Annotated in this window: 19 protein-coding genes and 1 pseudogene; 8 read left to right on the top strand and 12 right to left on the bottom strand. The window is 68.6% G+C overall.

Translation table 11 applies throughout. The annotated features are described in order from the left end of the window. Together VLF38_RS07595 and VLF38_RS07590 are read left to right on the top strand one after the other, a co-directional pair. The coding region (locus VLF38_RS07595) for an alpha/beta hydrolase (protein ID WP_325270669.1) at window positions 1-510 on the top strand (510 nt) is incomplete at its 5' end. Window positions 511-514: 4 nt separating this feature from the next. Continuing rightward, entirely contained in the window at window positions 515-1603 is a 1089-nt protein-coding gene (locus tag VLF38_RS07590) for a helix-turn-helix domain-containing protein (protein ID WP_325270668.1), read from the top strand. 358 nt (window positions 1604-1961) lie between these two features. Here the strand turns inward: VLF38_RS07590 and VLF38_RS07585 are convergent, their stop codons facing one another. The 4 genes from VLF38_RS07585 to VLF38_RS07570 form a co-directional block, all read right to left on the bottom strand. Continuing rightward, window positions 1962-3983 (bottom strand): AAA family ATPase, encoded by a 2022-nt coding sequence (locus VLF38_RS07585; RefSeq protein ID WP_325270667.1) that lies wholly within the window; start codon window positions 3981-3983, stop codon window positions 1962-1964. A gap of 84 nt (window positions 3984-4067) precedes the next feature. Further along, complete coding sequence (locus tag VLF38_RS07580; protein WP_325270666.1) at window positions 4068-4925, bottom strand: hypothetical protein; 858 nt, start codon at window positions 4923-4925, stop codon at window positions 4068-4070. Between the two features lie 318 nt (window positions 4926-5243). Then, complete coding sequence (locus tag VLF38_RS07575; RefSeq protein WP_325270665.1) at window positions 5244-6032, bottom strand: DUF1883 domain-containing protein; 789 nt, start codon at window positions 6030-6032, stop codon at window positions 5244-5246. Window positions 6033-6042: 10 nt separating this feature from the next. Then, window positions 6043-6288 carry a DUF2188 domain-containing protein gene (locus VLF38_RS07570; protein WP_325270664.1) on the bottom strand — a complete coding sequence of 82 codons (246 nt, stop codon included), beginning with the start codon at window positions 6286-6288 and terminating at the stop codon, window positions 6043-6045. Between the two features lie 284 nt (window positions 6289-6572). On the opposite strand from VLF38_RS07570, the gene VLF38_RS07565 reads away from it, so the two are divergent. After that, window positions 6573-7013 carry a hypothetical protein gene (locus VLF38_RS07565; protein WP_325270663.1) on the top strand — a complete coding sequence of 147 codons (441 nt, stop codon included), beginning with the start codon at window positions 6573-6575 and terminating at the stop codon, window positions 7011-7013. Window positions 7014-7281: 268 nt separating this feature from the next. Here VLF38_RS07565 and VLF38_RS07560 read toward each other — a convergent pair whose 3' ends face one another. After that, window positions 7282-7659, bottom strand: coding sequence for a hypothetical protein (locus tag VLF38_RS07560; protein ID WP_325270662.1), 378 nt, complete (start codon window positions 7657-7659; stop codon window positions 7282-7284). Window positions 7660-7683: 24 nt separating this feature from the next. Here VLF38_RS07560 and VLF38_RS07555 point away from each other — a divergent pair, with 24 nt between their 5' ends. Next, window positions 7684-8679, top strand: coding sequence for a hypothetical protein (locus tag VLF38_RS07555; protein ID WP_325270661.1), 996 nt, complete (start codon window positions 7684-7686; stop codon window positions 8677-8679). A 521-nt stretch (window positions 8680-9200) separates the two neighbouring features. Here the strand turns inward: VLF38_RS07555 and dnaB are convergent. Beyond that, window positions 9201-10622 (bottom strand): replicative DNA helicase, encoded by a 1422-nt coding sequence (gene dnaB, locus VLF38_RS07550; RefSeq protein WP_325270660.1) that lies wholly within the window; start codon window positions 10620-10622, stop codon window positions 9201-9203. A gap of 374 nt (window positions 10623-10996) precedes the next feature. On the opposite strand from dnaB, the gene VLF38_RS07545 reads away from it, so the two are divergent. Beyond that, a complete protein-coding gene (locus tag VLF38_RS07545; RefSeq protein ID WP_325270659.1) occupies window positions 10997-12370 on the top strand; it encodes an MATE family efflux transporter in 1374 nt (457 codons plus the stop codon). Next, a complete protein-coding gene (locus VLF38_RS07540) occupies window positions 12367-12942 on the top strand; it encodes a hypothetical protein (protein WP_325270658.1) in 576 nt (191 codons plus the stop codon). Before VLF38_RS07545 ends, VLF38_RS07540 begins: the two co-directional genes overlap by 4 nt. A gap of 281 nt (window positions 12943-13223) precedes the next feature. On the opposite strand, the gene rplI is transcribed toward VLF38_RS07540, so the two are convergent. The 4 genes from rplI to rpsF form a co-directional block, all read right to left on the bottom strand. After that, window positions 13224-13673: a 50S ribosomal protein L9 gene (gene rplI / locus VLF38_RS07535; protein ID WP_325270657.1), complete on the bottom strand. Its 450-nt coding sequence runs from the start codon at window positions 13671-13673 to the stop codon at window positions 13224-13226. 14 nt (window positions 13674-13687) lie between these two features. After that, window positions 13688-13924, bottom strand: a complete 237-nt coding sequence (rpsR, locus tag VLF38_RS07530; protein ID WP_107701205.1) for a 30S ribosomal protein S18 — start codon at window positions 13922-13924, stop codon at window positions 13688-13690. An 81-nt stretch (window positions 13925-14005) separates the two neighbouring features. Next, a complete protein-coding gene (locus VLF38_RS07525) occupies window positions 14006-14596 on the bottom strand; it encodes a single-stranded DNA-binding protein (protein ID WP_325270656.1) in 591 nt (196 codons plus the stop codon). A 92-nt stretch (window positions 14597-14688) separates the two neighbouring features. Then, window positions 14689-14976, bottom strand: coding sequence for a 30S ribosomal protein S6 (gene rpsF / locus VLF38_RS07520; protein ID WP_107701203.1), 288 nt, complete (start codon window positions 14974-14976; stop codon window positions 14689-14691). Window positions 14977-15169: 193 nt separating this feature from the next. Between rpsF and VLF38_RS07515 the strand changes: the two genes are divergently transcribed. Continuing rightward, window positions 15170-15964: a deoxyribonuclease IV gene (locus VLF38_RS07515; protein WP_325270655.1), complete on the top strand. Its 795-nt coding sequence runs from the start codon at window positions 15170-15172 to the stop codon at window positions 15962-15964. A 70-nt stretch (window positions 15965-16034) separates the two neighbouring features. Continuing rightward, on the top strand, window positions 16035-17096 hold the full coding sequence (locus tag VLF38_RS07510; RefSeq protein ID WP_325270654.1) for an alanine racemase: 1062 nt from the start codon (window positions 16035-16037) through the stop codon (window positions 17094-17096). Here the strand turns inward: VLF38_RS07510 and VLF38_RS07505 are convergent. Together VLF38_RS07505 and VLF38_RS07500 are read right to left on the bottom strand one after the other, a co-directional pair. After that, entirely contained in the window at window positions 17046-18467 is a 1422-nt protein-coding gene (locus tag VLF38_RS07505; protein WP_325270653.1) for a glycosyltransferase family 87 protein, read from the bottom strand. The genes VLF38_RS07510 and VLF38_RS07505 overlap by 51 nt on opposite strands. Beyond that, window positions 18464-18883, bottom strand: a pseudogene (locus VLF38_RS07500) (hypothetical protein); the annotation flags it as partial. The gene VLF38_RS07505 and the pseudogene VLF38_RS07500, both read right to left, overlap by 4 nt.

Genomic DNA, 18883 nt, shown 5'->3' with positions numbered 1-18883 from the left:
GGCGTGCGGCCGGACCGGATCCTGGTCGCCGGCGCCAGCGCCGGCGGAGGCCTAGCGGCGGGCGTCGCGTTGGCCGCGCGTGACCGCGGCGGCCCACGGCTGTGCGGTCAGGTGCTCGACTATCCGATGCTCGACGACCGGGGCATCACCGCGTCGACCGGCCAGTTCGACGGCATCGGTGTCTGGGATCGGATCAGCAACGAGACCGGGTGGCGGGCCCTCCTCGGGGATCGGCGGGGCGGTGAGCTGGTGTCGCCGTACGCCGCTCCGTCCCGTGCCACCGACCTCGGTGGTCTCCCACCTGCGTTCATCGGCGTCGGTGCTGCGGAGATCTTCCGCGACGAAGCCATCGACTATGCCGACCGGATCTGGCGGGCGGGCGGGGACGCAGAGCTCCATGTGTGGGCCGGCGCGTTCCACGCGTGCGACATCTTCGCCCCCCACACCAACGTCGGACGCACCATGATCCGGACCCGCAACACCTGGGTCGAGAAGGTGCTGGGGGACTGAGCCCGTGCAGGAGCTGCTTGGCCGGATCTCCCGGCTCGACCCCAGCGCATGCCTCGGGCTGCGCGTGATCGCCTGCTTCGACGAGTTGATCGTCGGCCACGTCAACACTCGCGCCCTGCTGGCGGCAGCCGCGTCGCTGGCCGGCTGTACCGCGGGCTTCCGGCAGTGCGACCCCCCGCGCGCGCTGCGGATCACGACGAAGGGGGAGTTCGCCAAGATGCCCGCGCCCGAGGTGCGGCCGGACTTCAGCACGACGCTGGCCGACGGCATTCTGGTGTGGCTGGAGCGCGAGGGCGATCCATGGCCGAACGACGCCATCGTCCTCGAACGGCTCGCCCTCGCGGTCCGGATCCGGCATGGCCGCGGAGCCCGCGAGGTCGACAACCGCCGCCACCTCGGCGTGTTGGTCGACCGCGAATCCTCGCCTGACGAGCGGCTGAGCGCCGTGAGTGCGCTCGGACTCGTGGCTGCCCGGCGCTACCGGGTGGTCGTCGCGCCCTTGTTCGCAGTCTGGCAGGGCCGGCCCGGAGGCCCGGAGGATGTCATCGGGACCCGTTTCGGGCCGATCCACGCGGTCGTCGTGCCAGATCGGTACGAGCCGTTCGAGGCCTCGCCTTGCGGGATAGGCGTGGCCGCGGGCATCGATGCCCTGGATCGTTCCTTTCGTACGGCGACGGTCGCGCTGCGGCTGTGCCTTCCGCCCGAGGAACCGCTGGTGGTCGCCGACGCCTACGGTGGCCTCATCGAACTCCTGGCGGAGGCCGGCGACGACGCGCACCACGGCGACGCCGACTGCCTGGCCACCGTCGCCGAGCATCCGTGGGGACTTGAGACGGTCGGCGCGATCGTCACGACGCAATCGGTGCGCGAGGCGGCGCGGGCGCTCGCGATCCACCACAGCACGATGCAAGGTCGACTCGATGTGATCACGGCAACGCTCGGCTTCAACCCCCTCGAGGGGTTTGGCCGCACTCGCCTCGGCACCGCCTACCTGATGCATCGCCTGCGCCGGTCGAGCGTGCTTGAGCTCCCGGCCCCGATCCCCGGCGTTGGTGGCACGAGCCCCACGCCCGGGGGATCTTCCAGAAAATGACCGACGGCGGCCCGGCGATGACTCAACCCTCGCTCCCATCGTCAGGCTCCGCCGGAGGGCCAAGCGCACGCCCGAACTGTGCGAAATCTGGTCGGCGAGGCGATTGACGTCGCGCGCCGGAGTCGCCCAGCCCGAGATGCTCACCCGTCGTCGGCCGCGCTGGACACTCCGACGCGGCTGGCGGCGCCTCCATGTCTACGGTTGCAGTGTTCTTGAGGCGAAAGGTCGATCGCCTCATATTCGCTGCATCTCGACAAATGTGTTGAGATGCAGCGAAGATTGACGAAGGCGCCGCGAGCAACTTAGACGAAAGCGTCGCCTCCATTGCAGTTCGTCAAAGTAGACAACCGACTTGGAATCAGGCGAGCGCCTTGTTGATGGCCTTGGCCAGCGAGGCCCAGGCGGTCATCTCGTCGGCGGTCAGGGCGTCGGTGCCTCTGGCAGCGAGCCAGCGAACGAAAGCGCGCGCCAGCTTCCACTTCGAGGCCTCAGGGTGTTCCGCCTGGAGAATCTCCATGATCGGTCGGGCAGGCTGCGCAACGATCGTTGCTGTGCTGTCCCACCCGCACTCACTCTTGGCGATCCGAGCGAGCGTCTCGCGCAGCAGGTCTTCAATCTCCGCGCGGTGGACCGTTCCGATGTGATCGCCCGTGCGGAGGATTCGTTTGCTGGTCAGCAGTTGCCAGAGCGCCTCTTGCTCAGCAGCCTTGTCGCCTGCGGCGTCGGAGTCGAGGAGCGCAGCGACCTTGAGGTTCTGAGTGGTCAGGACGGTGCTGTAGTAGACGACCTTGCTCGCGCTTCCTGCGGGGACGAGTGCGACACCGTCCTCCAAATGGTCGGATCCGACCTCGGCGAAAGCGGTGTTCAGGGCTTCGACGTAGAGCAGGTCGGTGACGCCTTCGACGACCAAGTTCTTCTGGTGGCTGAACAAGCTCTGAGCAAGATCGTAGCCAAGGGCTGCCTGGAGCGGGTAGATGGACTTTGGGTCGTCCACCGCGAGCCGGGTGTGGACCTTTGTTCCGGTCTGGCGGTCAGTCATCTCGACGATACGAACGAGATCGAGTTCGTCCGAGCCGACCATGAACGGGGAATGGGTCGTATAGATGATCTGGTTGCCCTCGGCGAGGCGGGAGACCGTCTTGCGGAACTCCTGCTGCTTGAGGGCGTGGAGGCTCAGTCCGGGCTCGTCGAGCAGCAGGACCGCGTCACGGAGGTTGTCACGTGCTTGCGCGTGAAAGACGACAAAGAAGGACACGAGCCAGCGGAAACCTTCGCTGCGCTGGTCAAGTTCGACTGGAATGCCGAGGTCGTCTTCGACCAGCGTCTGCAGGTATTGGCCGTCCACGTCGAGCCGCAGCGTGAGGGTCTCGTCGTTCCATACCTTGCGGATCTCCTGCGTCAGGCGCGCGCCAGCTGCCTGCAGGGCTCGCTTACGTTCCGTGACCCTCCGCTCGTGCGCGGCAAGCGCTTCGTTGTACTGGGTCTGCGCGCTGACATCTGTGTCGTAGTTGTGCGGCTTCGTCGGTTGGTCGGACTCCATCTCTGAGAGTTCCTTCGCGGTGAACCCGAGGAACTTCAACAGCTGGAGGTTGCCGAAGTCGTAGTCCATGTCGATCTCGCCGGTTGCTTCACGCTCGGCGAGGCGGTTGAGGTGGATGCGTGGCCGTACGGAGAAGTATGAGGAGTAGTAGACGAAGGGCGGCATCTTGCCGAGGAGGTGTTCGCCAACCTGGTCGAGAGCGACGGCCTTCTTCCGCACGGCACTCAGCTCATCCCAGTGGCTTTCGGCGGCTGACCCGTCGCTGAACAGGGGCAGCGTTGCGTCGAGATGCGTCTTGAGGTCGGCGGCAACCTGACCCTTGATCGCCGTCGTGTCGGACAGCGAGTCCTTCCATTCGATGAGGGCCTTGGCTGCAGTCTTCGCGTCCTCGTTGGTCTGCTTGCTCATGGCAGCGGCGAGACGCACGATGGCCTTGTCTGCGTCTCCTAGCATGGGCGCGGACGGCAGGCCACGCACCGTGTAGGTCCTCTTGCCGGTCAGCAGGGCAGTCATCTCTAGCCTGATGCGGTCAGCGCCGTCGGGCAGGGTCAGCCCTTCGAGGTCCTTGGCCTCGGGCCGCATGACGACCTTGGCGACAGGAAGGTTCGCCGTGTCAAGGTTGCCTCGCCGGATGTCGTCAACCATGCCGGCAGGAGCATCGAACAGCCAGTCGATCTTCCTCGTGTCGTCAGTGGGACTGGCGTACTGGAGGGCCTTGAGCACGGCGGTCTTTCCCGCCTCGTTGATGCCGACGAGGATCGTCTTCTCATCCTCGATCTCGAACTCGCCTGTGTCACGGACACAACGGAAGTTGCTAACCGTGGCCGATTCGATGCGCATCGTGCGTCTCCCTCTCCTGATTGCGGCGATCTGCCCGCGAGCAAGCTATTCGGTACCACCGACAGTTCCTGCCGAACCGTCGGCTCATGAGGCCCCCAGCCGATCCGGGGCCAAGGTTGCCAAGCGGCGGAGGTCAGCCACAAAGACCAGGACTTCGCGCTCGAGTTGCGGTCGTTGCATCGAACTGAGCATCCGTGCGGCCGCTGCGGTCAGCGGCGCCGAGACGTGCTCGAACGGTTCGGACGTCAGCGCCACCTTGCAGGCTCGGATGACGGCGAGGAGTTCGATGTCGACGAGGTAGCGAGGGGCCGCGGGGGCCAGACCGCGTCGCATGTGTCGGAAGCAGGCAAGCTCGAGCGCCGCGAGGGCGCTGATGGCGACGTCGTGGATCGCCTCGCAGACAGCATCGCGTTCAGCAGGCGGGTTGGTGACCAAGGGACGGAGGGCGGCTGAGACGGCATCGGCGGCCTCGGCGAGACGCCGGATTCCTTCGTCCGTGGCGATCCGATCGGCCCGACCCCAGCCCAGGAGTACGGTCGCCAGACCGACCATTGCGATCACCGCCCCTCCTGCGTCTCGCAGCCCGAAGGCGACCGCGGTTCCCACGAATGTCACGGCGATGGCCACGTGCGTGAGCTGCTGAAGATTCCCGAGCTCGCGCCACCAGGAGATGCGGGCCAGAGGAACGACCGGGAGCTCGGCAACCCGGACCATCAAGGCAACGCCCAAGGCCATGGCCGCCACCAGTGCCGCACTAGCCAGCAGGGACTCAACCGATTGCGACCACTGTCCCTGAAACACAGCGACGGCCAGCAGACCAACGGCGAGAAGTGAGAGGAAGAGATCCAACACGACCAGCGTGATCATGAGGAACCACCCGGTGAGACGAACCACCCGCAACAGCCGTGCGACGCGCCTGACTCCGTTGTCGCCCTTGTTCAAGAGGTCTGTGACGCCTAGCAGGAGGATGGCTGGGCCGAGGCCAGCTCCAAGTGCGCCAAGCCCAGTTCCACCCCGGGTCAATCGTTGCCAGGATCACGACTCCGCAGACGGTGACGGTCGCGCCGACGACAGCCTGCACGTAGCCACTGCGTCTCGAGATCTCACTTCGCCGGCGCCCTGTCGGCAATTCGTCACGAAGGTCAAGCGCTCTCCGCATCAGTAGTCCGTGCGGTGCTCGGGCTCGTCTCCGGGAAGTTGCTTGAGATGCGGCCGTGCCTCGTTCGAGGTCCCGGAGCGGCTCAGCGTCGACTGCGGTAGTCACGCCGCGTCCTCACCCTGCGCGCGAATCACGGCGGCGATCTGCTCGGCCATCTCCTCCACCGCCATCGAGTCCGTCGTCAGGGCGACCTTGTCGGCCAGCGACGGACTGTAGGCGCGCACCCGGTCGCCGGTGAGGTTGTGCCAGATGGGCAGGAGGGTCTGCTCGCCAGCGACGGTCCGGGTGACGAGGCCGTCGAGCTCATGGTTGGTCCACCCCTTGGCGAAGAACCGTTCGGAGAGGATCACGATCCCGAAGCGGCTCGTCCGGATCCCCTGGTCGATCTTTCGACGGAGGCTGTCGCCGACGGTCAGTTCTGTCTTATCGAGCCACACGCTGACACCGAGGTCGACGAGGGCATCCCTCAGCGGAACGGCGATGGTCTCCTTGTCCTCGCTGGCGTGGGAGATGAAGACGTCCCAGGTTTGACCGCCCAAGGTGTCTCCGTCGGGCTCGACGGGCTCGCGAACCTGGACGTCGCCGATCGGGCTTCGTTCGCGGATCGGGGGCAGCATGCCGGGCGAAGGCGGCTGAACCGCGACACTCGCTCGGACTCGCCCAGCGAGGCCACCGAGGTCGACGACGACAAACCAGTGGCCGCTGTTGGGGATCGGGAGGCGGACGGGCGATCTGGTGGCGCGGCCGCCGTGGAAGGAAAAGCGGCGGCCGGCCTTCAGGGCGTGGTAGTTGCTCGCGGTCATCAAGCGGACGTTCGCCTGCTTGTCGAGGGTGACGACGGCAACTGCGCCCTTCTTCTGCTGCTTCAGGTCGAAGTAGAGGTGCTGCATGATCCGGCGCTCACTTCCTGTCGCGCGGAGGGTTGGGGTCGTTGCCGGGCGCGATGGTGTCGGAGTCGCGGATGTGGCCGTCGCGGCGGTGGATGACGACCTCGCCGCCGCCGGCGTTGCCGACGATCTCTCCGGCGCGGCGTACCGCGTCGGCCTGGGTGTCGGTGTGGGCACTGGAACGCTGGGCGCCGGGAGCACGGACGTCCCAGCCGCCATTCTGGTTGGGGACGACGTGCCTGCGGTTGTTGTTGCTCATGGTCTTCTCCTGCGGGATCTCATCTTGTGGGTCTGGCTCGTCCGGTGATGAGATGCAGGTGCAAGTCGCATGCGATCACCTCGCGTGCCGCGGGCGTCTGGTGGCTAGACCAGGCGCCCGCACTGCGTTGGATGACAGTTTGGGCCCGAAGATTTTCACGCGATTTGATCTGGCTCGGTGCGGGCGCGTCGGCACCACCGTGCGGCGTGTCGACCCTCATGCATCCCCAGTCTGACCTGCGCGAAGCGTTATGTTGTTTTCGCGCGATTTATTGGAGGTCTTGGATGTCGAAGGCGACGGTCACCCGGCTGGATGAGGCATCGGACCGAGACGTCCAGACTGCGGAATGCGCCAACCCACGGTGTGATGAGGTCATCCAGCGCCGTGGCGGACGGGGACGCCCGCGGGATTATCACGACGATGAGTGTCGTCGAGCCACGGCAGAAGTGAAGCGGCGCCTCGAGTCACGCTTGGATCATTACAAGGAACAGGTCGCGATCCTCAGCGAGCGTTACGCCCCCTACGAGAAGGCGCCCGGCATCGGCGAGTCGAGTCGACCTGCCGACGCAACGAGGCTCACTGCCGAGCAGATTCGGATCGCGCGTGAGGCCGTCAGCAAGGTGGACGGTGCTGCGCCGTTCCTCCGCAAGCACGATGGTGAATTTGCGGCTCAGCTGATCGAGCTCTTCGATGCCGTCGCTCCGGTCGTTCGCTCACATCTCTGATGACCTACCAGCGAAGGCGCGAGCTGCGGCCACGACGTTGGCTCCGCCACCATCGAATTCGCCGTTGCGGAGCGCGTGTGCTGGCGCGACGTCGTCGAGGTACGGATTGCGGCCTTGGAACCATGCCTGGATCACCGGGGCGGAGTCCTTCTGGCCGAGAAGGGACGCCGCCTGGTGGGCGACGCGTAGTCGGTCGACGACGTCATTCGGCGGCGCGCGACGGTCGGGTCGGCCCAGGCGCGAAGGGTGCGCGTGTCTGCCGCGGAGCTCAGATAGGCGACCAGCTTGGCGCCGAGGAGGTCGCATAGCTCCGCGACGAGCTCGCGAGTCGCATCGCATTCTCGCCCGGGGCTTCGCCGCCACCTGTCGCCGATGCCTCGAGTTGCGCCTCGCCCCGGTTGTGTATCGCCCGGCGGAAGGTGGTGATGGCGGCGTCATAGGCGCCGGTGTTGAGCCGGGAGAGCGGGACGCCGTCGTGGTCGTAGGTGCGCCACATCATCCCGGTCATGAACACCCAGAGGTGGCTGGGCGGGACGGTGAACGTAGTGCGCGGGCTGATCCACACCAGGTCGGTCCCGCGCGGCGAGAGGGCGATGGTGTCTCCTCGTTCGTCGCTGTGCTCGTGGTCAGCCGGCAGGAAGTTCATGGCTGCGAGTGGCTCGATGCCGCGGTGCAGGAGGTCGCTGAAGTCGTACTCGGACCGGGTGGTCGGTTGAAGGTCGTCGGTGAGGAAGCGAAGGACGGCGTCGGCTCGGTCGAGGCCACCGAGGATGTCGTCGGGTTCGGCGACGCGGGACCAGTGCTGGAGGAACTCGACGAAGATCTCGGCCTCCTCGGTGTGGTGCGCGCCGTAGGCGCGTTCACGTACGGTGCCACCGGGTTCGGGGATGCGGGCGGTGAACGCGAAGTCGCCGAACGGGCCGGGCGTGGCGAAGTCGAGGATGACGCTGATGCCGTCGGGCTGAGGACGACGAAGAGGGGCTGCGTCGCCCGAGGCTCGGCAGAGCTGTCGGGGTCGTCATCGGTCGGCATGTCGGCCTCCTCTCAGCTGTCTCGGCTGTTCACTTCCCGGGCTGATAACGATCTGCTCATGGTGGCCCGATCGGTCGTCCTGGTTCGCGTTCTCCACAGGCACCAGATCTTCGGAGAGGCGGATGGCGTGAATCTGGACGGCGATGCTGATGGCGTCCAGATCGTCGGCCGTGCAGCTGCAGCGTTCGAGGTGCTTCGGGACAGTCGTCCCATCTTTGCAGTGCCGACCGTCAGAATCCGCGGATCCGCCGTGGACGTCGGATCGCCCGGCCAACGGTGTGAGCTGGCAGGGCGATCCGACGTTGGGTCAGGCCGCGATCAGCAGCCAGCCTCGGCGGACCGACTCCTGGTAGTGATCACGAAGCTCGCGCTGGGCGAGCTCGTCGAGGTTGTGCGGCAGAACGCAGCCGCCGCCACCGGGTCCGAATCCCGGGCTGGCGTCGGGAAGGCACCTCAGGTTGGGGTGGACCTCACGAGATACCTGGATACAGACCTCATGCTCGTGGCCACGTCGACAGACGACCATGGCGCGAACGCGGTGCTTCGTCATCGTCGCCACGGCGGTCACTTCCCCTTGGTGCCGTACGGCGACTGGTTGGTCGGCTTGAGGCTGACGCCGATCTCGGAAGCGTGAGACTCGACGGCACCTTCGGTGCGGCCGAGCTTGAGTCCCATGACCCGGGTCGGGGTGTTCTCCTTCGCCAAGCGGCGGAGGGCCTGATCGTCCTCGGAGGACCAGGGCTTCTGATGGTTCGGTGGCGGCTTCGCCATGTCGGAGCTTTCTCCAAACACAGTCGCCGAGCCCTCGACATCGCAGGCTTCCGCGCTGGGCTCCATCTGGGAGCTCGCCACGGTCGCCTGCTACGGTTCCCAGACAAGTTAGCCGCTTGTATCCAGGCCCCGATCGCCGGCTCACCCCGGAGGTCGGGGCTTGCTGTATTCGGTTGTGGTCGGCAATCCGATCGAACTACATCGGTGTAACCAACCTCGGTCCCCATCGTACCGACGGAGCCCGACATCCACAGGTGTGATGCACGCGGTCAGGTGCTGCTGCGTCCGAGGTCCGCTGATCCCCTCGCCAAAGTAGATGGATCCAGTGTTGAAAGATGTTGCGTCGGTTTGCAAAAATTCGCTGCATCTCGACAACGGCGCGACTCAGCGCTGCATGTCGACGAAGCGCGAGTAGTGGCCCTGGAAGGCCACGACGATGTCGCGGGTCGGGCCGTTGCGGTGCTTGGCCACGATGATGTCGGCCTCGCCGGGACGGGTCGACTCGCGCTCGTAGACGTCGTCGCGGTGGAGCAGGATGACCATGTCGGCGTCCTGCTCGAGGGAGCCGGACTCACGGAGGTCGGAGACGGCAGGGCGCTTGTCGGCGCGCTGCTCGGGGCCACGGTTGAGCTGTGACAGCGCGATGATCGGGACCTCGAGCTCCTTGGCGAGGAGCTTGATGTTGCGGGAGAACTCCGAGACCTCGAGCTGGCGCGACTCGACCTTCTTGCCCGAGCTCATCAGCTGCATGTAGTCGATCACGATGAGCTTGAGGTCGTGCTTCTGCTTGAGCCGGCGCGCCTTCGCGCGGATCTCCATCATCGTCATGTTGGGCGAGTCGTCGATGAAGAACGGCGCCGAGGAGACCTCGCCCATCTTCCGCGCGATCTTCGCCCAGTCGTCGTCGGTCATCTGACCGGTGCGGATGTGGTTGAGCGGCACCTTCGCCTCGGCGCTCAGGAGACGCATGGTGATCTCCGAGCGGTTCATCTCGAGGCTGAAGAAGCAGCTGGTCAGGTTGTTGTGGATCGACGCGGCGCGGCAGAAGTCGAGGGCGAGCGTCGACTTACCCATCGCAGGACGGGCCGCGACGATGATCATCTGACCGGCGTGGAGGCCGTTGGTCAGCTCGTCGAACTCGGCGAAGCCGGTCGGCACGCCGTAGACACCGGCCTCACGGTTGCCGATCGCCTCGATCTCGTCGAGGACGCCCTCCATCACGTCGCCGAGGGGGACGTAGTCCTCCTTGCGGCTGCCGTCAGCCAGGCCGTAGACCTCAGCCTGGGCCTGGTCGACGAGGCCCGCGATCTCACCCTCGCCCGCGTAGCCGAGCTGGACGATCTTGGTGCCGGCGGTGACCATGCGCCGCAGGACCGCCTTCTCCTTGACGATCTCGGCGTAGTACATCGCGTTGGCCGCGATCGGCACGTTGGCCGCGAGCGTGTGGAGGTACGGCGCGCCGCCGATGCGCTCCAGCTCGCCCTTGCGGCCGAGCTCGTTGGCGACGGTGATCGGGTCGGCAGGCTCGCCGCGACTCAGGTTGAGGTCGACGATCGTGTCGTAGATGACCTCGTGCGCGGGGCGGTAGAAGTCGACGCCGCGGAGGATCTCACCGACCTCGGCGATCGTGTCCTTCGACAGCAGCATCGAGCCCAGGACGCTCTGCTCGGCCGCGTTGTCCTGCGGCGGCGTGCGGTCGCCGGGGCGGCGTGGCGCCTCACCCGGCTCGTACGACGCGGGGCCGTCGCCCCACGTGTCCGCGGGCTCGGGCGCCGGCGGAACATCGTCGTACTCGGTCACGCTCATGGGCTGACCGTAGGCCCTGCCCCCGACATCCCCCAAAGAATTGACCGGAGGTTATCCACAGGCCATGTGGAGAAGCGGGGGAAACCGTGGACGACACGCGCGCACGATGTGCACTGCCTGCGGAGAAGCCTGTGGAGAAACCTTCGCCTACCCTTGGTATGGGCCATCTGACCTGCGTAAACGCGCATCCACACCTGTGGACGGAAATCAGTTTCCGGCGTGTCTCCGGCGCACCTCGTCAGACCGGACGCCATGTTGCCTTGTCGACAATGACCAAGTGACTCATCGGTATTCACAGCTTCTCCACCGGTCCCCGGCGCGTTCCTGCAGGGCCGACCCGACACGCGGCTGACCTGCACGGATACGGTCGCGGGGTGAGCAGGCACCCCGACGACCGCGCGGCACCACGGCCGCGGCGCAGAGGGACCGACGCCGAGATCCTGCGCCTCGCCTGGCCGGCCTTCCTCGCCCTCGTCGCGGAGCCGCTCTTCGTCCTCTCCGATGCGGTGGTCGTGGGTCACCTCGGCACCCCTGAGCTCGCGGCCGCCGGCATCGCCGGCGCGCTGATGACGACCCTCGTCGGCCTCTGTGTCTTCCTCGCCTACGGCACCACCGCGTCGGTCGCTCGCCGCGTCGGCGCCGGCGACACGGCAGGTGCGCTCGCTGGAGGCATCGACGGCCTGGGGCTGGCTGTTGCGATCGGTCTCCCGGTCACCGCCGCGGCCTGGCCCCTGGCCCCGACGCTCGTCCGGATGCTCGGCGCCAGCGAGCAGGTCGCCGGGCCGGCGGCGGACTACCTCCGGATCGCGGCCATCGGGACGACACCACTGCTGCTGATGCTCGCTGCCACCGGCGTGCTCCGCGGCCTGCAGGACACCCGGACCCCACTCGTGGCCGCCGTCGCCGGCAACATCCTGAACATCCTGCTCAACGTCGTGCTGGTCTACGGCGTCGGCCCCTTCGACGGCCTGGGCCTGCTCGGCTCGGCGCTCGGGTCGGTACTCGCCCAGGTCGCCACCGCAGCCCTCCTCGTCGGCGTGGTCGCCCGGGGCGCCCGCCGCGCCGGTGTCGCCCTCGCTCCCGACCTCCCGGGCGTGCGCGCGGCCGGCCGCGCCGGCGTACCCCTGGTCGTGCGGACGCTCACCCTGCGCGCCGCCCTCCTCCTCACCGTGTACGCCGTCGCCGCGCTGCCGGCGGACCACGGCGGCGCCGACGCCGGGCTGGCCGCACACCAGGTCGCGATGGCGGTGTGGGGCTTCCTGGCGTACGCGCTCGACGCGATCGCGATCGCCGCCCAGGCCATCACCGGCCGTGCGCTGGGTGCGGGCGACCGGTCCGAGGTGCGCGCGCTGACCACCCGGATGCTGCAGTGGGGCGTCGTGGCCGGGGTGGTCACGGGCGTCGGCCTCGCGGCGGTCTCACCGTTCCTGGGCCGGCTCTTCACCGAGGACCCCGACGTGCTCGACCTGCTGCTGCCGGTGCTGCTCGTCGCTGCGCTCGCCCAGCCCGTTGCCGGCGTCGTCTTCGTGCTCGACGGTGTGCTGATCGGCGCCGGTGACGGGCGCTACCTCGCCGTGGCGGGGCTCCTCACGCTGGTCGTCTATGCGCCGCTGGCCCTGCTCGCCCCGTCGCTCACCTGGCTGTGGGCGGCCTTCGCGCTGGGCTTCATGGCCGCGCGCGCCGGCGTACTGCTCCATCGCGCGCGCGGCGAGCGGTGGATGGTCATCGGCACTACGCTCGCCCGGTGAGCACCGCTGAAACACCCGTCGTCCGGCCCCTGCTCCTGATCGGCCTGGGCCTGGTCATCAACGTCCTGAGCCCCCGGGTCGACGGCTGGGACGTGCTGCCCGACTGGATCGGCTGGGTGCTGATCCTGATCGGCACGTGGGTCTTCGGGCGGAAGCTGCCGAGCGGCGGGCTGATGCTCGGTGCGGCTAGACTCGCCCTCGTGGTCGCGGTCGCCCAGTGGCCACCCGCCTGGCAGGTCATCGACCCGGTCACCGCCGCCAGCGAGGAGGTCTCCGCCTCGGAGGCCTCGCTGCTCTGGGCACTCTCGTTGCCCGCGCTGGGCTGGATGGTGCTCTACTGCCTGGCCGTCGCGGGCGTCTCGAGCACGGAGGCCGGCACGTCGTTCTGGTGGAAGTACCTCGCTGCGATGAACGCGGGCGCCGCCGTCCTCCCGATCCTCGTCTACGGAGCCGACATGAAGGGCCTCGAGGGGCTGCTCGGTGTCCTGATCCTGCTCGGGCTGCTCGGTGCCACCGTCTTCAGCTTCCTGCACTCCGGCCGGGACTGGGCCGTCCGCCGCCAGCCCTCCTGAGCAGTCCGGCGGCCCCGGCCCGTACGCCGCCACGCCGCGGCCCGTACGCGCCGCCGACCACGAACGCCGCCACGCCCCGTCCGCGCGACCGATCGCCCGACTACGGCGCGCTCAGTGGCACTTCTGCGCCCGTACACGGGCGCGGAAGTGCACGTAACTGCGCTTTACAGCTGCCCGCGGGCGCGGGCGATGCCTCCGTGCGCCCGCCGCGCCTCACCCCGAAATGGCAGCAGCCCCGGCCTCCTCGCGGAGACCGGGGCTGCTGTGCGTCAGACGCTGCGTCAGGCGGCGACGACGTTGACGGTGGCCGTGGCCACGACGTCGTCGTGCAGCTTGACCGTCACGGTGTGGGCACCGAGCGACTTGACGGCGGTCTTGACCGCGATCGCGCGCTTGTCGATGCCCTCGCCGGCGACAGCCTCGAGGGCGGTCGCGATCTCGGCGACGGTGACCGCACCGAAGAGACGACCCTCAGCGCCGGCCTTGACCTTGACGGTCGCGGCGTTGCCCTCGAGCTTGCCCTTGATCTCCTCGGCGTGGCCGAGGTCGCGGGCGGCACGCGCGTTGCGCGCGGCCTTGATGGACTCGACGGTCTTCTCGGCACCGCGGGTCCACGCGATCGCAAAGCCCTGCGGGAGCAGGAAGTTGCGGGCGTAGCCGCCACGAACCTCGACGACGTCGCCAGCCGAACCGAGGCCGGTGACTTCCTGGGTCAGGATGATCTTCGCCATGTCAGTCCCCTTTCTCAGCGACCGGTGGACGTGTAGGGCAGGAGCGCCATCTCGCGGGCGTTCTTGATCGCGGTCGCGATGTCGCGCTGCTCCTGGACGGAGACGCCGGTGACACGGCGAGCGCGGATCTTGCCGCGGTCGGAGATGAACTTGCGGAGAAGAGCGGTGTCCTTGTAGTCGACCTTGGTGACACCCGCTGCCTTGAGCGGGTTCGCCTTCTTCTTCGGCTTGCGAATAACAGGCTTCGCCATTGTGGTGCTTCCCTTCTAGAAGCCCGGCTCACGCCGGAATGGTGATGAGTTTCGTCAGCTGCGCAGGGCAGCTGTGGGGAATCAGAACGGCGGCTCGTCGCCACCGACGCCGGGCGCACCCCACGGGTCGTTCTGCTGCGGGGCGGGAGCCGAGGGAGCACCCCAGCCGCCACCCGCCTGGCCGCCGCCACCCTGGGCCGGAGCCGCGGGCGTCGCCCACGGGTCGTCCTGGGGAGCGCCGCCACCAGCAGGACCACCCTGCGGGGCAGACTGCCCGCCGCCGAAGCCACCACCGCCGCCACCCTGACGGGTGGCGCGGGCGACCTTGGCGGTTGCGTACTTCAGGGACGGACCGACCTCTTCGACCTCGATCTCGAAGACGGTCCGCTTCTGACCCTCGCGGTCCTCATAGGTCCGCGACTTCAGGCGGCCCTGCACAACGACACGCATGCCGCGCTGCAGGGACTCGGCGACGTTCTCCGCGGCCTGACGCCAGACCGAGCAGGAGAGGAACAGCGCGTCGCCGTCCTTCCACTCGTTGGTCTGGCGGTCGAAGGTGCGGGGGGTCGACGCGATGCGGAAGTTCGCCACTGCAGCGCCCGAGGGCGTGAAGCGGAGCTCCGGGTCGTCGACCAGGTTGCCAACTACCGTGATGACGGTCTCGCCTGCCATGTCAGGTCCCTTTTCTGATTCGTGGATGTCCGTGTCGGGCCATCTTCTAGGTCACCACCGACAAAAGGCGAGAGGTGAGCCACGGAAGAAGATCAGGCGTCGGCGCGGAGGACCTTGGTCCGGAGGATCGACTCGTTCAGGCCGAGCTGACGCTCGAACTCCTTCACGGTCGCCGGCTCGGCGTTCAGCTGGAGGACGGCGTAGATGCCTTCCTCGTTCTTCTTGATCTCGTACGCCAGACGGCGACGACCCCAGACGTCCACGTTGTCGACGGTGCCACCGTCGTTGCGGATGACGTTCAGGTACTTGTCGAGGGACGGCTCGATGGTCCGCTCGTCAAGGCTCGGGTCGAGAATGACCATGACCTCATATGCACGCATAGCTGTCTCCACCTCCTCTGGACTCGGCGGCCACGGTATTTCCGTGGCAGGAGGGCTACTGCGATGTCCCCCGTCGGATATGCCGACAAGGGACAGCGAAGGCTACCAACCGGGCCGGACGCCGCCCTAATCGCGCGCGCCCACCAGGTCCGCAGCGAAGCACCTGTCGGTCCACCTTCCTAGACTCGTCCCCATGACCGCACGCGTTGGAGCCCACGTCGACCAGACCGACCCGATCGCGGAGGCGCAGGCTCGCGGCACCGACGTCGTCCAGTTCTTCCTCGGCGACCCGCAGAGCTACAAGGGCCCGGTCATCCAGTACGCCGGCGGTGCCGAGGCGCTGCGTGCCGACGCCGAGGCGGCCGGTGTGGACCTCTACGTCCACGCGCCGTACCTGATCAACGTCGCCACGACCAACAACCGCCTCCGCATCCCGAGCCGCAAGCTGCTCCAGTCGCACATGGACGCGGCCGCGGAGATCGGCGCGAAGGGCCTGATCGTCCACGGTGGCCACCTCAAGGACGACGAGGACCCCGAGATCGGCTTCACCAACTGGCGCAAGGCCGTCGAGGCGACCGACATCAAGATCCCCCTCCTGATCGAGAACACCGCCGGTGGCGACAACGCGATGACCCGCCGCCTCGAGGCGATCAAGGGCGTGTGGCACGCCATCGAGGGCACGGAGCAGGCCGACCAGGTGGGCTTCTGCCTCGACACCTGCCACGCGCACGCGGGCGGCAACCCCCTGGAGACGATCGTCGACGACGTCCGCGCGATCACCGGCCGCATCGACCTGGTGCACGCCAACGACAGCCGGGACGCCTTCGACTCCGGCGCCGACCGCCACGCCAACCTCGGCGCGGGCCACATCGACCCCGACCTGCTCGCCGCCGTGATCCGCGACGCGGGCGCTCCGGTCGTGCTCGAGACCCCGGGCGGCGCGACCGACCACCAGGCCGACATGAGCTGGCTGCGCGACCGCCTGTGAAGGCCGTTCGTCACGCCCACGCCACCGGCACGCCGCCGCGCGGACACCCCCACGGCCTAGTCTGCGCGGCATGACGCTGACGCTGTACGTCGACGGCGCGCGGCTCCGCGACCACCTCACCGCGGTCACGGAGCGCGTCCACGACCTGGTGCCCGTCGTGCGTGGCAACGGGTCCGGGCTGGGCAACAGCCGGCTCGCGCTCGAGGCGCAGCGGCTCGGGGTCGACGTGCTCGCGGTGGGCACGGGCGACGAGTGCCGCCAGGTGGCCGGCCTCTTCGAGGGCGACCTGCTGGTGCTGGCGCCGTACCGGCCGTTCATCGACGCCCCGGACGTCGCGCCCGGGCGGCTGGTCCACACCGTCAGCCGGCTCGAGGACCTGCATGCACTCCTGGACGCCGATCCCCGCGCCCGGATCCTGCTGGCCCGGATGACCTCGACCCGGCTCCACGGCCTCTCCGCGCGCGAGCTCCGGGCGGCTGCGCACGAGCTGGACCGACGGGCCGTCGGCACGCCCACGGGCCCGACCCTCGAGGGCGTGCTGCTCTCCTTCCCGGTCGCCGGGGGCGGGCGGCTCACCGAGCTGCACCGGCTCGCCCAGGACGTCCTCGTGAGCGGCCTGCCCACGCGCACGTTCTGGGTCGCCAACCTCGGTGAGCCGGAGGTGCTCGCCGCGCACGGCGCCTGGCCCGAGCTCGAGCTCCGCCCCCTCCTGGGTGACGACCTCTGGCTGGGCGACGCCGACGCCCTCACCGTGCGTGCCCACGTGCTCGACCTCCACCGGCTCGAGCGCGGATCGACCTTCGGCGAGCAGGGCCGCACGGTCCCCCGCCGCGGTCACCTGCTCGTGGTGTCCGGCGGGCTCGCCCACGGCATCGGGCTCGAGCCGCCCAGCGCCGACCTCAGCCTCAAGGCGCGCGCCACGTCGCTCGCGCGCGGCAGCCTCGACGCCGCCGGCCTGGTGCGCTCGCCGTACGTCGTCGACGGCAAGCAGCGGTACTTCGCCGAGCCGCCGCACAGCCAGAGCTCGGTGGTCTTCCTCCCCGAGGAGGCTCAGGTGCCGTCGATCGGCGAGGAGATCGAGCTACGCGTACACCTCGCGACGACGACCTTCGACCGGACCCTCGTCAGCTGACGGATCCGTCCTCCGCACCACGTCGTACGCCGGCCGCCGGATGTCGCGGACCACGACCGCGACCAGCCACAGCTCGCAGGCGACGCGGACGATGATCGCCAGCCAGTAGAAGACCGGCTGGGTGCCACCACCGGAGGCGAGCTGGTTGTCGAGGTACCACCACACGCTGGCGAAGTAGAGGAGCTCGCCCGCCTGCCAGGCCAGCTGGTCGCGCCAGCGCGGGCGCGCCATGACGGCGAGCGGGAGCAGCCAGAGGACGTACTGCGGCGAGTAGACCTTGTTGAAGACCAGGAAGCCGGCGACCACGAGGAAGCCGAGCTGGGCCAGCCGCGGGGTCTCCGGTGCACGCAGGCCGATCACCAGCACCACCAGGCACCAGAGCCCGAAGCCGACCAGTGACACGTTGTTGACGAGCGCGGTACTCACCGGCACGCCGGCCTGCGCGAGCACCAGCCAGAGGCTGCCCAGGTCGGCGCCGCGCTCGTCGTTGAACCGCCAGAAGTGCATCCACTCGTCCCAGCCGGTCGCCATCGCCGGCAGGTTGGCGAGCAGCCACGCGAGGGCCGTCGCGGCCGCGACGGTCAGCATCGTGCGCCAGGCACGGCTGCGCAGGCAGATCACCACGATGCCGCCGAGCAGGAAGAGCGGATAGAGCTTGGTTGCGACCCCGAGCCCGATCAGTACGCCGGTCAGCACGGGCCGCTGCCGGCTCCAGGCGAGCAGGGCCCCGGCGACGAGGGCGACCGCGAGGAGGTCCCAGTTGACCAGCGCGTTGACGACCAGCACCGGCGAGGCGGCGAAGAGCGCCGCGTCGTAGGGCCGGCGGCGGTGCACGCGGGCCAGCGCCCACGCGGCGGCGAGCGTCGCGACCGCGAGCGACAGGGTCGTGGCCACCACGAAGCCACGCTGCTCGCGGAGCACGCCGGGCTGCTGCAGCACCTGGTCGGCACCCACCTCGGCCCGCGGCTCGACCGAGCCGTCGCCGAGGAGCCAGTGGGAGACGTGGGCGGCCGCCCACGCGGCGTACGCGATGCCGACGGGGTACTCCATCACCTCGTACTTGGCGCGCACCTCCGCGTCGTCGTCGTACGGCCAGAGCAGCTCGGCGAAGCCGCGCCCGGTGTAGAGGTAGGGCACGTCGGAGTAGCACATCGCGACGTAGCGCTCGTGGCCATCGGTCCAGTCGTCAGCCCAGCAGGGCTGCTTCTGGAGCATGCCGAGCGCGAAGGCGAGTGCCGCCAGCGCGAGGACCACGCGGACCGGCGTCCACCAACGCGCCGGCCGGGCGTGGCCGCCGACCGGGCCGCCGATGCCCTCGCTCAACGCGGTCAGGACCGGGTCGTCGAGCGAGGGCTGGACGCGCTCTGTCACTGGGTGGTCGCGCCGTTGTTGCCGTTGCCCGGCGGGTCAGCGCCTCCGCTCGTCTCGGTCTCGGTCGGAGTCGGCGACGGGCTGCAGGTGGCCGGCGGGAAGAGGTCGTTGCAGGGGTCCTTCGGCGGCGGGGTGTTCTTCGGCGGCGTGCTCGGCGTGAGCGTCGGCGTCGGGCTGGCGGTTGCCGTCTTCGTCGGCGTGGCCGTGGCCTTGCACCGCTTCTGCTTCGGGTCTTCCTGACAGCTCGGCTTCGGGGTCCTCGTCGGCTTCGGCGCGTGGCCGGACTCCGGCGCGTCACCGTCGACGTTCGCCGGCGGCGGGAAGCTCTCGACCGGCTCGCCCTCGAGCGCCTCGCGCATCGCGACCGCCCAGGTCATCGCGGGGTAGTAGCCGCCGAACTCGCTGTCGATGTAGCC

Origin of the sequence: Nocardioides sp., from assembly GCF_035481145.1 — a bacterium.
Classification (GTDB): Bacteria; Actinomycetota; Actinomycetes; order Propionibacteriales; family Nocardioidaceae; genus Nocardioides.
Note: the sequence above shows the minus strand (reverse complement) of the source record. Positions and strands in the feature narration are given on the sequence as shown.

What these genes read in the sequence shown, in the direction of transcription:
- VLF38_RS07585 (WP_325270667.1), bottom strand. Translation starts at nt 3,983, where the DNA reads ATGCGCATCGAATCGGCCACGGTTAGCAACTTCCGTTGTGTCCGTGAC.
- VLF38_RS07575 (WP_325270665.1), bottom strand. Translation starts at nt 6,032, where the DNA reads ATGCAGCACCTCTACTTCGACCTGAAGCAGCAGAAGAAGGGCGCAGTT.
- VLF38_RS07570 (WP_325270664.1), bottom strand. Translation starts at nt 6,288, where the DNA reads ATGAGCAACAACAACCGCAGGCACGTCGTCCCCAACCAGAATGGCGGC.
- VLF38_RS07565 (WP_325270663.1), top strand. Translation starts at nt 6,573, where the DNA reads ATGTCGAAGGCGACGGTCACCCGGCTGGATGAGGCATCGGACCGAGAC.
- VLF38_RS07560 (WP_325270662.1), bottom strand. Translation starts at nt 7,659, where the DNA reads ATGAACTTCCTGCCGGCTGACCACGAGCACAGCGACGAACGAGGAGAC.
- dnaB (WP_325270660.1), bottom strand. Translation starts at nt 10,622, where the DNA reads ATGAGCGTGACCGAGTACGACGATGTTCCGCCGGCGCCCGAGCCCGCG.
- rplI (WP_325270657.1), bottom strand. Translation starts at nt 13,673, where the DNA reads ATGGCGAAGATCATCCTGACCCAGGAAGTCACCGGCCTCGGTTCGGCT.
- rpsR (WP_107701205.1), bottom strand. Translation starts at nt 13,924, where the DNA reads ATGGCGAAGCCTGTTATTCGCAAGCCGAAGAAGAAGGCGAACCCGCTC.
- VLF38_RS07525 (WP_325270656.1), bottom strand. Translation starts at nt 14,596, where the DNA reads ATGGCAGGCGAGACCGTCATCACGGTAGTTGGCAACCTGGTCGACGAC.
- rpsF (WP_107701203.1), bottom strand. Translation starts at nt 14,976, where the DNA reads ATGCGTGCATATGAGGTCATGGTCATTCTCGACCCGAGCCTTGACGAG.
- VLF38_RS07515 (WP_325270655.1), top strand. Translation starts at nt 15,170, where the DNA reads ATGACCGCACGCGTTGGAGCCCACGTCGACCAGACCGACCCGATCGCG.
- VLF38_RS07510 (WP_325270654.1), top strand. Translation starts at nt 16,035, where the DNA reads ATGACGCTGACGCTGTACGTCGACGGCGCGCGGCTCCGCGACCACCTC.